Origin of the sequence: Streptomyces sp. TLI_053 (assembly GCF_900105395.1) — a bacterium.
In the GTDB taxonomy this organism is placed as follows: Bacteria; Actinomycetota; Actinomycetes; order Streptomycetales; family Streptomycetaceae; genus Kitasatospora.
Map to the genome: position 1 here is coordinate 6,566,577 of NZ_LT629775.1, position 13,597 is coordinate 6,580,173.

Genomic DNA, 13,597 nt, shown 5'->3' on the forward strand with positions numbered 1-13,597 from the left:
CCTACCGACCGGGGCCCACTCCGCCCGGCCGCCCGCGCCGCCCGGCCGGCCGTTGCCCCGGCCGTTGCCCCGGCCCCCGCGCCGGCCGTCGCCCGGGACCGGCGCCGCCGGGCCCCGCCCGGGTCCGCCGCCCGGTCCGGGAACTCCCCTCCGTCCACCGACAGTTGTCCGTGCGGGAGTTGGATCAGCAGGAGGGGAATTCCGCATGGACGGTGCGTCGATCATCGAACGTCTCATGACCGCCGAGGGGCGCTTCGACCCCTACCCGCTCTACGCGCGGGCGCACGAACTCGGGGCCGCCGTCCCGGCCGGCCCCGCGGCGGTCCTCGTGGTCGGGCACTCCGCCGCCAACCAGGTCCTGCGCAACCCCGCCTTCGTCGTGGAGGACACCAGGGCCCTCACCTTCGACAACGCGGACCTGCTCGCCCATCCGTCCGTCCTGCTGCTGGGCCGCTCGGTGCTCCAGCTCAACGCTCCCGACCACGGCCGGGTCCGCTCGCTCGTCGCCTCGGCCTTCAGTGCCCGCCGGGTCGCCGCCCTGCGCCCGGCGATCGAGGCGACGACCGCCCGGCTGCTCGACGAACTGGAGGCGCGGGGCGCCGACGGCTCGCCCGTCGACTTCATGGACGCCTTCGCCTTCCGCCTGCCGGTCGAGGTGGTCTGCGAACTGCTCGGCGTCCCCGCCGGCGACCGCCACCGCTTCCGCGCTCTCGCCTCGGACCTCACCATCGCCCTGGAACTCGTCCAGGACCTCGGCGAACTGGCCGCCGCCGACACCGCCGCCGAGGAACTGGAGTCCTATTTCGCGGAGTTGGTCGCCGAACGGCTGGCCCGGCCGACCGGTGACCTGATCAGCGACCTGGCCCGGACCGCCGCCGAATCCCCGGACCGGATCTCCGGCGAGGAACTGCTCAGCAACCTCGCCCTCCTCCTGGTGGCCGGCTTCGAGACCACCACCAACCTCCTCGGCAACGGCCTCGGCCTGCTCTTCCGCCACCCCGGTGCCGCCGACGGCCTGCGCACCGGTGGGCTCGACCCGGCGCTGTTCACGGACGAGGTGCTGCGCTACGACTCCCCGGTCCAGCTCACCTCGCGGATCTCCTCCGCCCCGGACCTCACGGTGGCCGGCCTGCCCGCGCCGACCGGCACCGTGGTGCTGGTGATGCTGGGCGCGGCCAACCACGACCCCGCCCGCTACCCCGGCCCGGACCGGTTCGACCCGACCCGCACCGACAGCCAGCCGCTCAGCTTCGGCGGCGGCCCGCACTTCTGTCTGGGCAGCCAACTCGCCCGCCTCGAGGCGGAGATCGCCGTCCCGGCGCTGCTGGACCGGTTCCCCCGGCTGGCCCCGGCCGGTGTTCCGGTCCGCCGGGACCGCCTCGTCCTGCGCGGCTACGAGTCCCTCCCCGTCACCGTCCGCTGAGCCGTCACCGTCCGCTGGGCCGCCGCCGGTCCCCGCTCCCGTCCTCACCCACGCTCCCGTCCCCGCCCCCGGCCGCATCGGCGAGTCGGAGGCTGCGGGCCGACTGGTAGTGACAGCCGGCCGCGGCGAAGGCGGCCGCAGTGGCCCGCACCCGGGCCGGGTCGCCGTCCAGGAGCGCCTGCGCCCGGTCGAGCTGGGCCACGGCGACCGGGTTTCCCGCGACCGTGGCGCGGGCCCCGGCGAGCCGCTCGCGCGCCTCCGGGTGGCCGCCCAGCACCGAGGCCTCGACCCGCGCCGCCGCGTACCAGTGCAGCCAGACCCAGGAAACCCACTTCCAGACCTCCTCCGGAGCGGGCGAGAGCCGCTCCAGCGCGGCCCCCGCCTCCCCCCGGTGGAGCAGCACCGTGGCGTCGAACACCGCGCCGTAGCCGTGGCGGTGCTCCTCCTCGGTGCCCGCCCGGCCGACGACGCGCAGCCAGGAGGCCCGGGCACCGTCGTCGCCGCGCAGCCCGTGGACCATGGCGACCGCCGCGGCCGCCGGGCCGAGCGAGAACGAACGCGGCCGCCCGCCCCGCTCCCAGGCTTCGAGGAACCGCGCCCCGCCCGCGAGCACGTTCTCCTCCCGCCCGGCGAACGCGTCCGCGACCAGCAGCCAGGACGTGGCGTGGTGCCCCACCTCGGCCGTCAGCGGGTGTTCGGCGAGCTGCCGGCCCCACTGCCGGGCCCGGTCCGGTTCGCCGACGCCGATCGCGGTCGCGGCGGCCATCGCGAGCGCGTCGACCTGTTCGTGCGCGGTGGCCGGGGTGCGCGGTGCCAGAGCCAGCAGCTCGACCCGGCGGCGGGCCGCCTCGGCGGCCGCGAACGGCTGCCCGGCCCAGCTGTGCGCTCCGGAGAGGGCGTCCAGGGCGGCGGACTCGGCCACCGGGTCGCCCGTGCGCCGGGCCAGGGCGACGGCCCGTTCGGCGTACCCGACCGTCTCCCGGGCCGTGTTGTCCGGGCTGCCCTGGACGGAGCCGTAGGCGTCCGCGAGCACGGCCGCCTCGGCGAGGGCGAGGGCGGCCGAGGCCGCCGGGGAGCCGTCGGACAGTTCACCGGCCCGCGCCAGCAGGGCGGTCACCTCCGCGGCGGCGGGGAGGCGTGCGAACGTGCTGGAGAAGCGGTGGGCGACGGTGGCGGCGGCCGCCAGGTCGCAGGCGGCCCCGGCCCGGTCCCCGGCGTCGAGCGCGGCCGCCGCGGCGGCGCGGTGGAGGCGGTACATGTCGTCGCCGAGGCGACGGCACCCGGCCACCCGGGCGGCCTCCCGCAGCGCGGCGGCGCCGTCCGCGGGGGAGTCGTCGGTGCTGGAACCCCTGCCCGGGGAGCCGTCGTCCGGGGAGCCGTCGGCGAGGGCGGCGGCCTGTTCGAGCCGCTGCTGGGCCTCGCCGAGCAGATGGCGGTCGAAGGCGAGACCGGCGAGGCCGAGGGCGAGGCGGCGGGCGTCGGGCCGCCGCTCGGGGCGCTCGGCGGCCCAGGCCAGCGCGGCCCGCAGTTCCTCGGCCAGCGCGTCGAACCCGGTCTGCCGATCGACCTCCCGCACCCGCGGTTCCTCGTCCGCCGCCCGCGCGAGTCCGTCCGCGCCGCTCAGGCACCAGTCGAGGTGACGCCCCCGCGTCCGCGCCGACTCCCCGGCCCCGTCGAGCCGTTCGGCGCCGTACTGCCGGATCGTCTCCTGCGCCCGGTAGCGGGTGCCGTGCGCGGACGGCACGGCGGTGAGCAGGCTCTGCTCGGCGAGCCGGCCGAGTCCGTCGGCGACGGCGCCCGCGTCGAGCGGAGCGAAGCCCGCCACCTCGACCGCGGCCCCGGCCGTGAACGGCAGCACGAACGCCGACACCCGCCGCAGCAGCGCCCGGTCGGCGGGCTCCAGCAGTTCGTGGCTCCAGTCCAGGACCGCCCGCACCGAGCGATGCCGGTCGTCGGCGCGCGGGCCGCCCGCCAGGATCCGCAACTGGTCGGACAGCCCGGCCCGGAGCCCGTCCAGCCCGAGTGTCGGCCATCGGGCGGCCGCCAGCTCGATCGCCAGCGCCATCCCGTCGAGCCGCTCGCAGAGGGCCGCGACGCCGTCCCGGAGCGCCGGGTCCGGGGCCGCCCCGGCCGCCGCGGTGGCCCGTTCGACGAACAGCGCGACCGCCTCCGACGTCCCGCCGCCGTCCCGGGACAACGGCGGTACGGGGAAGACCCGTTCGAACGGAACCAGCAGCCGGGCCCGGCTCGTCGCGAGGACCCGCACCTCCGGGCAGGCGGCCAACAACCGCTCCAGGAACGGCGCGACACCTTCCCTGACCTGCTCGCAGTTGTCCAGCACCAGGAGCGTCCGGCGTTCGGCCAGCGCGGCGCACACCGCCTCGTCGAGGCCCTGCCCCGGCTGCTCCCCGACCCCCAGGACGGCCGCGACCGCCGCTGCCACCCGGTCCGCGGCGGCGACCGGGGCCAGGTCGACGAACCACACCCCGTCGGTGAACCCACCGGCCGCCGCGGCGGCGACGGCCAGCGCCAGCCTGGTCTTGCCCACACCACCGGGTCCGACCGCCGTCACCTGCCGATGGTCCGCCAGGAGCGCCGCCAGCGCCGCGCGTTCGCGCTCCCGCCCGACGAACGCCGTCAGCGGCGCCGGCAGCGCGGGCACCGGCCGGGGCCGCTCGGTGCGGGCGAGTTCGACCGCCCGCCGGGACAGCGCCCGCCGGTCCGGCAGGTCCAACTTGCGCAGCAGCGAGGAGGTGTGGGACTCGACGGTGCGCACGGAGATGAACAGCCGAGCGGCGATCTCGGCATTGCTGAGGTGTTCGCCGAGCAGCGCGAGCACATCGGCTTCACGGGGCGAGATCACAGGAGTCGGCACCGCGTCATTATGCGGGGCGACTCCGCGGTTCGTTCCGTGGCCCGCTCCGTGGCCCGTTCCGTGGCCCGTTCCGTGGCCCGTTCCGTGGCCCGTTCCGTGCTCGCCACGGATGTGGCCCCCACCCCGCTCGAGGGAGGCTGTGACCAACGCCGAGGACGAGCACAGGAGTGAGAGAGCATGACCGGACCGCGCACCCCCGCCGAGCGCCGCGACGACATCGAGCGCCGCCTCGCCGAGGACATCGACGTGTGGGTGGCCACGGCCTCGCCGGACGGCGTGCCCCACCTCGTGCCGCTCTCTTTCGCGTACGAGGGCGGCGCCCTGCTGCTCGCCACCCCGGTCGGCAGCCCGACCGGCCGCAACCTCGCCGCGGCCGGCACCGTCCGCCTCGCCCTCGGCCACACCCGGGACGTCTGCATGATCGAGGCCGAGGTCCGGGCCCTCGACCTCGACGCCCTCCCGAGCGAGCGGGGCGACCGCTTCGCCGCCCGCACCGGTTTCGACCCGCGGGCCTCGGCCGTCCGGTACGGCTGGTTCCTGGCCGTGCCCCGCCGCGTCCAGGCCTGGCGCGAGGAGAACGAGCTGGCCGGCCGCGAGCTGATGCGCGACGGCCGCTGGCTCGACGAACCGGTCAGTTCCTGAGAAGCCTTCCCCGGCGCCGTCGCGCCACCATGAAACCGTCCAGCCCCACCAGCCCCACCGAGGAGCCCACCATGACCGCCACCGCGAAGACCACGACCGCCAGGACGACGACCGCCAAGGCCGCCGCGCAGCCCTTCGACGGTTTCACCGAGGACGAGCGCGCGGCCATGAAGGAGCACGCCAAGGAGCTCAAGGCCGCGGCCCGCCGCGACCCGCGCACCGCCAAGGCGGACGCCGAGCAGGAAGTCCTCGCCAAGATCGCCGAGATGGAGCCGGCCGACCGCGCCCTCGCCGAACGCGTCCACGCCCTCGTCCGGGCCGCCGCCCCCGCCCTCACCCCCAGGCTCTGGTACGGCATGCCCGCCTACGCCAAGGACGGCAAGGTCCTCTGCTTCTTCCAGTGCGCCCAGAAGTTCAAGTCCCGCTACGCGACGCTGGGCTTCAGCGACGTGGCCACCCTCGACGACGGCGCCATGTGGCCCACCACCTTCGCCCTCACCGCCCTCACCCCCGCCACCGAGGCCCGCATCACCGCCCTCCTCACCACCGCGACCGCCTGACCCGGACCGCTTCGCGCGGAGGGCGCGCCGGTGGGCGGCGGGTGTGGTCCGAAGCTCCCCGCGGAAGCGACGGAGGAGAGTCCCGCCCGGCCCGCGACGGTCCCCGGCCCGGCGAAACGGCCCGGGCTCCTGTCGAGGAACGACAGGAGCCCGGGCCGTTTCGCCGAGTGGCCGCCACCAGGTGCCGGCCACCCCGCAGGAGACCTACAGGTCGTAGTAGAGCTCGAACTCGTGCGGGTGGGGGCGGAGGGCGATGGGGGCGATCTCGTTGGTGCGCTTGAAGTCGATCCAGGTCTCGATCAGGTCCGGGGTGAAGACGTTGCCCGCGAGGAGGTACTCGTGGTCGGCCTCGAGGGCCTCCAGGACGGCGGGGAGGGAGGACGGGACCTGGGGGACGTTGGCGTGCTCCTCGGGGGCCAGCTCGTAGAGGTCCTTGTCGACCGGCTCCAGGGGCTCGATCTTGTTCTTGATGCCGTCCAGGCCGGCCATCAGCATGGCGGCGAAGGCGAGGTAGGGGTTGGAGGAGGGGTCGGGGGCGCGGAACTCGATGCGCTTGGCCTTGGCGTTGGAGCCGGTGATCGGGATCCGGATCGCGGCGGAGCGGTTGCGCTGGGAGTAGACCAGGTTGACCGGGGCCTCGAAGCCGGGGACCAGGCGGTGGTAGGAGTTCACCGACGGGTTGGTGAAGGCGAGCAGCGACGGCGCGTGCCTGAGGAGGCCGCCGATGTAGTAGCGGGCGGTGTCGGAGAGCCCGGCGTACCCCTGCTCGTCGTAGAAGAGCGGTACGCCCTCGGTCCACAGCGACTGGTGGACGTGCATGCCCGAGCCGTTGTCGCCGAAGATCGGCTTCGGCATGAAGGTGGCCGTCTTGCCGGCCCGCCAGGCGACGTTCTTGATGATGTACTTGAACAGCATCAGGTCGTCGGCGGCGTGCAGCAGGGTGTTGAACTTGTAGTTGATCTCCGCCTGGCCGGCCGTGCCGACCTCGTGGTGCTGGCGCTCGACCTCCAGGCCCGCCTTGGCGAGTTCCAGGGACATCTCGGCGCGCAGGTCGGCGAAGTGGTCGACGGGCGGGACCGGGAAGTAGCCGCCCTTGTACTTGACCTTGTAGCCGCGGACGTCGCCCTCGGTGGAGCCGGAGTTCCAGGCGCCGGCCTCGGAGTCGATGTGGTAGTACGAGGCGTTGGCGCTGGTGTCGAACCGGACCGAGTCGAAGACGTAGAACTCGGCCTCCGGGCCGAAGAACGCGGTGTCCGCGATGCCGGAGGAGGCGAGGTAGGCCTCGGCCTTCTTGGCGACGTTGCGCGGGTCGCGGCTGTAGGCCTCGCCGGTCACCGGGTCCTGGATGAAGAAGTTGATGTTGAGGTGCTTCTCCTGGCGGAACGGGTCGAGCCGAGCGGTGGCGAGGTCGGGGACCAGGGCCATGTCGGACTCGTGGATGGCCTGGAAGCCGCGGATCGACGAGCCGTCGAACATCAGGATCTCGGACGGGTCGAACGTCGCCGCGGGTACGGAGAAGTGCTGCAGGACGCCTGGCAGGTCGCAGAAGCGGACATCGACGAACTTCACGTCGTTGTCCTGGATGAACTGCTTCACTTCGGCGGCGTTGTTGAACATCCATCCTCCTCGGCGTAGCGAATGGGGCTCACCATAGGAATGGGCCGTTTCCGGCCGGTGACCCAGTCGTTTCCTGAATGTTAACCGGCGTGGTCGTGCGGGTGGCAAAGCCGTACGGTCATGGACAAAACGCCTTGCCCGGCCAGGTGGGGGAGGTGAAGTGGTCTGGACCACTTGGGAGCGCCGGGGGAAAGCCGCGGGCGGCCGATTCACTCTCCGGTGGCGGGCGGCACGGCTCGGGCCGGGGAGGCGGTGGCCGCTCCCGGCGTTCGCCCGGTTAATGTGGATTCGTGGACACCAGAGAAGCGTTGGGATCGTGGATCGACGGCCCGAAGGCGGCCGCCGAGAAGATGGGAGCCGACTTCGGCTACCGCGGTGAGCGCCTCGGACTGCCCAAGGAGGGTCCCGGCTCGATCGCCGGCCCGGGCCGCCGGCTGGGTGCCCTGTTCGTCGACGGCTGGCTGGTGGCCCTGGTCGCCTACGGGCTGCTCGGCAACGGCTCCGCGGGCTCGGCGAACATGTGGACCACTCCGCTGCTCTTCGCCGTCATCGTGCTGCTGCTCTCGACCACCGGGACGACCTTCGGCAAGCGGCTGTTCGGCCTGCGGGTGGTCCGGCTCGACGGCGGCCGGGCGACCATCCCGCAGGTGCTGCTGCGGACGGCGCTGCTCTTCCTGGTGGTGCCGGCCCTGGTCTGGGACCGCGACACCCGGGGGCTGCACGACAAGGCGGTCGGCACCGTCGAGGTGCGGGTCTGAGAGCCTCCGGGCCCGGGCCCGAGCCGGCCGCGAGGGCCGGAACGCCGAACGGCCCCGCCGCGGAAGCTCCGCGGCGGGGCCGTTCTGGTGTCGACGGGGGAGGGGCTCAGCGAACCTGGCCGCCCTTGGGCATCCGGGCGCCCTTGGGCATCGGGCCCTTGGGGATGGGCGCCTTGGAGAGCAGGTCGCCGAGCGCGCGCAGCCGGTCGTTGGTCTCGGTGACCTGGGCGGGCGTGATGGCGCGCGGCAGACGCATCAGGTGGATCTGCAGCTTCTTGAGGGGGACCTCGTCCTTGCCGTCGCCCACCACGATGTCGTGCACCGGCACGCCGTCGCCGACGACCCGGGCCATCTTCTTCTTCTCGGACGCGAGCAGCTGGCGGACCCGGTTCGGGTTGCCCTCACCGATCAGCGCGATGCCGGCCCGGCCGACGGCGCGGTAGACCGCGTCCTGGCTGCGGGTGACGGCCACCGGGGTGGAGCTCGCGCTCCAGCCGCGCCGGATGTTGTTCAGCACGGCGGCGACGGCACCCGGCTGCCCCTCCATCTGCCCGAACGCCGCGCGCTCCGCCCGGCGCCCGAAGACGATCGCCATGGCCAGGAAGGCCACGATGAAGCCCAGGATGCCCAGGTAGACGGGGTGCTCGATCGCGAAACCGATGGCCAGGAACACGCCGAAGGTCAGCAGGCCGACGCCGGCGATGATCAGGCCGATCTTGGTGTCGACCTTCTTGGTCATGGTGTATGCCAGGCGGATCTGCTTCAGTCGCCCGGGGTTCTCGGATGTTTCCCTCGCCATAACGCTCATGGTACGTGGCGCGGGTACGGGATATCCAAGCCCGGGTACCCGTTCGCCCCGAACCGTGACCCGGCTGCCCCTGTTCCGCCCGGTGTTCCGGCCCCCCGGAGTGCGCCTGAAGTGCTCCCGGAGTGCCCCCGGAACACCCCCGAACGACCTCCGATCGGTCCCCGGAGCGCCCGCCCCGGCCCGCCCGCCCCGGCCCGCCCGCCCTCGTCAGCGGCGCGCGGCCTTCGCCGGGGCGCCCGCCGGTCCCCCCGCCGGGGCGCCCACCGGTCCGCCGTCGAGCTCCCGCGCCGCCGCGTGCCTGCGGTTCTCGCAGACGGCGGCCCAGGCGTTCCGCCGCGCCTGGCGCTGTCCGCCCGCCAGCAGCACGCTCTCGGCCAGCCGGAGCGCGGTGCCCACCGACCGGAGTTCCACCCGGAAATCGACCCGCATGCCGAAACAGCTCCCCTCGGACCGAGCGGACGCGCGGGCGGACCCGTGACCGGATGCGCGCGGAGGTGCGGTCGTGCTCGGAGGTGTGGCCGAGAAAAATCGAACACTCTTGGAGACGCCATCGTCCCCACTCCGTGTTACCAGTCCGTGACCAGGTGGTCAAAGTCCGGTGAAGCGAAAGGGGCGGAGCCGAAGCCCCGCCCCTCCGATGGCGTGAAACCGTCGCCGCTGCCCGTCAGACCGCCGCGACGGGGGTCGTGGCGGCAGGAGCCGCGGCGGCGGTCCCGTTCTGGCGCTCACGGTGCTCCAGCGCCTGCCGGTACAGCCGCCCGGCGCGGTACGAGGAGCGGACCAGCGGTCCGGACATGACCCCGGCGAAGCCGAGCTCCTCGGCCTCCTGCTGCAGCTCGACGAACTCGTGCGGCTTGACCCACCGCTCCACCGGGTGGTGGCGCAGCGACGGCCGCAGGTACTGGGTGATGGTGATCAGCTCGCAGCCGGCCCCGACCAGGTCGGCCAGCGCCTGGCTGACCTCCTCGCGGGTCTCGCCCATGCCCAGGATCAGGTTGGACTTGGTGACCAGCCCGGCCTCGCGCGCCTGGGTGATGACGTTCAGCGAGCGCTCGTAGCGGAACGCCGGGCGGATCCGCTTGAAGATCCGCGGCACGGTCTCGACGTTGTGCGCCAGCACCTCGGGGCGGGAGGAGAAGACCTCGGCCAGCTGCTCCGGCACCGCGTTGAAGTCCGGGATCAGCAGCTCGACGCCGGTGCGTCCGGCCTCGCGGGAGGCGGTCATCGCGTGCACCTGGCGCACGGTCTCCGCGTACAGCCAGGCGCCGCCGTCCGGCAGGTCGTCGCGGGCGACGCCGGTGATGGTGGCGTAGTTGAGGTCCATGGTGACGATGGACTCGGCGACGCGGCGGGGCTCGTCCCGGTCGAAGTCGGCGGGCTTGCCGGTGTCGATCTGGCAGAAGTCGCAGCGGCGGGTGCACTGGTCGCCGCCGATGAGGAAGGTCGCCTCGCGGTCCTCCCAGCACTCGAAGATGTTGGGGCAGCCGGCCTCCTGGCAGACCGTGTGCAGCCCCTCCTTCTTCACCAGCGACTGGAGGGCGTTGTACTCCGGCCCCATCTTCGCGCGGGTCTTGATCCACTCGGGCTTCCGCTCGATGGGGGTCTCGCTGTTGCGGACCTCCAGGCGGAGCAGCTTCCTGCCGTCGGGCGCGACAGCGGACACGTGCGACTCCTAGAACTAGACGGGGTACCCCCAGGGTACGCCTGTGCTTGTACGGCCTTCGCCGGGGCGGTGACCCCGCAATCGCAGGGCAACAGGGCTACCGGCAAGTAGATTCCCGGGCGCGAGCGCGCGGACGCGCGAACGCGCCGAACCGGACATCCGGACCCGGGATCCGGCCCGGCGTCCGGGCTCAGCGCCCGGCCACCGGCTCCGGCAGCTCGGCGAGCACCTCGGCGAGGTGCTTCTCGACCAGCGGCAGCGCCTCGGCGACCGGCAGGGCCCGCCCGAGCTCGCCGGCCAGCGACGCGACCCCGGCGTCCCGGATGCCGCAGGGCACGATCCGGTCGAACCAGGTCATGTCCGGGTCGCAGTTCAGCGCGAAGCCGTGCATGGTCACCCCGCGCGCGACCCGGACGCCGATCGCGGCCAGCTTGCGGTCGTCGCCGCGCTGGCCCGCGTTGGACGGCGCGTACTCCGGACCGGCCAGTCGGGGGTCGATGCCCAGCGGCAGGCCCATCCGCAGGGTGAGCCTGCCGATGTCCACGACCTGCGCGGGGTCCACCACCGCGTCCGGGATGTCCCCGCCCAGCACCCAGACACCGCTGCGGCCCTCGACCCGGGTGGTCTCCACGCCGAACGCGCCGCAGGCCCGGATCAGCGCCTCCTCCAGCCGCCGCACGTACGCGATCACGTCGATCGGGTCGGGCAGCTTCACGATCGGGTAGCCGACCAGCTGGCCGGGGCCGTGCCAGGTGATCTCGCCGCCCCGGTTCACCTCGACCACCGGGGTGCCGTCCAGCGGCAGGTCCGCCGGATTGGTGCGCTTGCCCATGGTGTACACGGGCTGGTGCTCCAGCAGCAGCACCGTGTCGGGGATCTCGTCGGCGACCCGGAGGGCGTGCAGCCGCTGCTGCTCCTCCCAGGCCTCCTGGTACGGGACGGCACCCTCGCCGATGCCCATCCGGACGAACCGAACGTTCTCGCTCACCGCTGCTGCTCCTTGCCAGGCGTTCGAGACCAACCTCGCCACTGTACGCCCCGGCCCGTACGGACCGTCCAGGTCCCCGCTCAGGCCCCGGAGAGCAGCTGGAGCCGCAGGGCCAGCTGGAGTTCCAGCGAGCGCTCGGGACCGTTCCAGTCCCCGCCCAGCAGCACCTCGACCCGGTCCAGCCGCTGGACGACGGTGTTCACATGGACGTGCAGCTCGTCCTTCGCCCGGGTGAGGCTGCCGCCGCAGTCGAAGTACGCGCGCAGGGTGCGGACCAGTTCGGTGCCGCGCCGGGCGTCGTAGTCCAGCAGCGGCCCCAGCGTCGCGGCGACGAATCCGGAGACGTCGTGGCCGTCGCCGAGCAGCACCCCGAGGAAACCGAGCGACCCCGCGGAGGCGCCCTCCCCGTCCCGGCCGAGCACCCGCAGCGCCCGGACGCAGCGCAGCCCCTCGGCGTACGCGGTGGCCAGCGCGACCGGCCCGGCGGCGGGGCGGCCGGCGCCCACCGTGACCGGGAAGCCCGCCAGCCGGGCCAGCCGCTCGGCGGCCTGTTCCGCCGCCCGCTGGGCGACGTCCCCGGCCGCGGCCCGGCCTGCCGTCGCCGCCCCGAGCGACGCCCCGGCCTCCCGCGACGCCCCGGCCTCCCGCGACGCCCCGGGCTCCCGCGACGCCCCGACGTCGGCCGCGGTCCCGTCCCCGGCCCCGCCGCCACTCCCGTCCGGCACCAGCAGCACCACCGCCTCGCCGTGCTCGGCACTGATGCCCCGCGCGCCGAACAGGTACCGCCCTGCCGCCCCCGCCAGCCGCGAGCGAACGGCACCCGCACCCGCACCCGCACCCCCGCCGGCCCCGCCGCGACCCGGCTCGGCGACCAGCACCAGGTGCGGCCGGCCGAGATCGATTCCCAGTCGGCGCCCCCGCGCGGTCAGCCCGGCCGGATCCCGGTCGGGAGCGGTGAGCAGGTCGGCCAGCAGCTCGCCGCGGACCCGGTTCTCCGTCTCGGCGACCGACCGCCGCAGCAGCAGGAGCAGCGCGGTCACCACCCCGGCCCGTTCGAACAGCCTGCGGTCGGCGTCGTCGAGGTCCGGCCTGCCGCGCAGCACCAGCGTGCCGAGCTGCTCCTGCCCGGCCAGCACGGCGCACACCCACGCCCCGCCGTGGCGCACCGCCCGCCCCTCGGCCCGGGACGCCGCCGCCGCCTCGGCCGGCCCGGCGCCGGGCGCGGCGGCCCGGCCGGCGAGCGGCTCGCCCTCGGCGTCCAGTACGGCTATCCCCCCGCCGAGCAGGGCGGCCACGGCCGCGGCGACGTCCGGAACCTCGGCCCCGCGCAGGACCAGGTCGGTGAGCCGGTCGTGGCCCCGCTGGGCCCGCTGGACGGCGGCGGAGTGGGCGCGGATCAGCTCGTTGGCGCTGTTCAGCTCGGCGAGCGCGGCCCGGGTGTCGGCGAGCGCCTTGGCGGTGTCCAGCGCGATCGCGGCGTGCGCGGCCAGGGTGCAGAGCAGCGCGACCTCGTCGGGGGAGAACGCGCGGGGCGAGCGGTCGGCGGCGAACAGCACCCCGATCACCCGCCCGCCGAGCAGCAGCGGGACACCGATGATCGCCACCAGGCCCTCGTCGACCACGCCCGCGTCGATGACGTCGGTGTGGTGGAAGCGGTCGTCGCTGCGGTAGTCGGGGGTGGCGTACGGACGGGCGCTCTGCGCGACCAGGCCGCCGAGGCCGTCTCCGAGGCTGAGCCGCAGGGTCTGGAAGAGGACCGAGACCGAGCCGTCGGTGACCCGCATGTAGGTGTCGCCGGCGGCCTCGTCCGGGAGGGTGAGGTAGGCGGTGTCGGTGCCCAGCAGCATCCGGGCCCGGCGGACGATCGCCTGCAGGACGGCGTCGAGGTCGCGGGAGGCCGCGAGGTCGCCGGCGGTGTCGAAGAGGGCGGTCAGTTCGGCCTCCCGGCGCCGGTGCTGGCGCAGGGTCCGGTGGACCCGCAGCGCCTGCCAGGTCGCGTCGTCGATCTCGCCCAGTACGTCGGCGGGTGCGCCCCGGCGGCGCGCGTCGGCCAGTACGTCGGCGAAGTCCTCGGTGGCGGCGCCGGAGGCGAGCAGGTCCAGCAGCCGCCGCAGTGCCGGCGCCGAGCCGGCGTGGAGGTCGTTCATGGTACGGCCGCCAATCGGCAGTGGGTGTTCGTGTCCCGGGGAGGGAAGCGCGATGCTAGCCGCTCGGCCCGGGCGGCCGTAGCCCGCCGGCGCCCGTACCGTGACGGGCGCCGGCG

General features: G+C 74.5%; 11 protein-coding genes. 4 read left to right on the forward strand and 7 right to left on the reverse strand.

Annotated features, from left to right (window positions below):
* The first annotated feature begins 205 nt into the window (after window positions 1-205).
* Window positions 206-1,423, forward strand: a complete 1,218-nt coding sequence (locus BLU95_RS27230; RefSeq protein ID WP_093862291.1) for a cytochrome P450 — start codon at window positions 206-208, stop codon at window positions 1,421-1,423.
* A gap of 4 nt (window positions 1,424-1,427) precedes the next feature.
* Here the strand turns inward: BLU95_RS27230 and BLU95_RS27235 are convergent, their stop codons facing one another.
* The gene (locus BLU95_RS27235; protein WP_093862292.1) at window positions 1,428-4,298 is read right to left on the reverse strand and encodes an ATP-binding protein; all 2,871 of its coding nucleotides are present in this window, start codon (window positions 4,296-4,298) and stop codon (window positions 1,428-1,430) included.
* A 177-nt stretch (window positions 4,299-4,475) separates the two neighbouring features.
* Here BLU95_RS27235 and BLU95_RS27240 point away from each other — a divergent pair, with 177 nt between their 5' ends.
* Both BLU95_RS27240 and BLU95_RS27245 read left to right on the forward strand, forming a co-directional pair.
* Window positions 4,476-4,940: a pyridoxamine 5'-phosphate oxidase family protein gene (locus BLU95_RS27240; RefSeq protein ID WP_093862293.1), complete on the forward strand. Its 465-nt coding sequence runs from the start codon at window positions 4,476-4,478 to the stop codon at window positions 4,938-4,940.
* Window positions 4,941-5,011: 71 nt separating this feature from the next.
* Window positions 5,012-5,500, forward strand: a complete 489-nt coding sequence (locus tag BLU95_RS27245) for an iron chaperone (protein WP_093862294.1) — start codon at window positions 5,012-5,014, stop codon at window positions 5,498-5,500.
* A 204-nt stretch (window positions 5,501-5,704) separates the two neighbouring features.
* Here the strand turns inward: BLU95_RS27245 and glnA are convergent, their stop codons facing one another.
* The gene (glnA, locus tag BLU95_RS27250; RefSeq protein ID WP_093862295.1) at window positions 5,705-7,117 is read right to left on the reverse strand and encodes a type I glutamate--ammonia ligase; all 1,413 of its coding nucleotides are present in this window, start codon (window positions 7,115-7,117) and stop codon (window positions 5,705-5,707) included.
* 290 nt (window positions 7,118-7,407) lie between these two features.
* Between glnA and BLU95_RS27255 the strand changes: the two genes are divergently transcribed.
* Window positions 7,408-7,875, forward strand: a complete 468-nt coding sequence (locus BLU95_RS27255) for an RDD family protein (RefSeq protein WP_093862296.1) — start codon at window positions 7,408-7,410, stop codon at window positions 7,873-7,875.
* Window positions 7,876-7,981: 106 nt separating this feature from the next.
* Here the strand turns inward: BLU95_RS27255 and BLU95_RS27260 are convergent, their stop codons facing one another.
* The 5 genes from BLU95_RS27260 to BLU95_RS27280 all read right to left on the reverse strand — a co-directional run bounded on the left by BLU95_RS27260 (window position 7,982) and on the right by BLU95_RS27280 (window position 13,481).
* Window positions 7,982-8,683, reverse strand: a complete 702-nt coding sequence (locus tag BLU95_RS27260; RefSeq protein WP_400741891.1) for a DUF4191 domain-containing protein — start codon at window positions 8,681-8,683, stop codon at window positions 7,982-7,984.
* A gap of 207 nt (window positions 8,684-8,890) precedes the next feature.
* Window positions 8,891-9,112: a hypothetical protein gene (locus tag BLU95_RS27265; protein WP_093862298.1), complete on the reverse strand. Its 222-nt coding sequence runs from the start codon at window positions 9,110-9,112 to the stop codon at window positions 8,891-8,893.
* A 235-nt stretch (window positions 9,113-9,347) separates the two neighbouring features.
* Window positions 9,348-10,346, reverse strand: a complete 999-nt coding sequence (gene lipA / locus BLU95_RS27270; RefSeq protein ID WP_093862299.1) for a lipoyl synthase — start codon at window positions 10,344-10,346, stop codon at window positions 9,348-9,350.
* A 190-nt stretch (window positions 10,347-10,536) separates the two neighbouring features.
* The gene (lipB, locus tag BLU95_RS27275; protein ID WP_093865163.1) at window positions 10,537-11,307 is read right to left on the reverse strand and encodes a lipoyl(octanoyl) transferase LipB; all 771 of its coding nucleotides are present in this window, start codon (window positions 11,305-11,307) and stop codon (window positions 10,537-10,539) included.
* Between the two features lie 107 nt (window positions 11,308-11,414).
* Window positions 11,415-13,481 (reverse strand): helix-turn-helix domain-containing protein, encoded by a 2,067-nt coding sequence (locus BLU95_RS27280; RefSeq protein ID WP_093862300.1) that lies wholly within the window; start codon window positions 13,479-13,481, stop codon window positions 11,415-11,417.
* Window positions 13,482-13,597 lie beyond the last annotated feature (116 nt).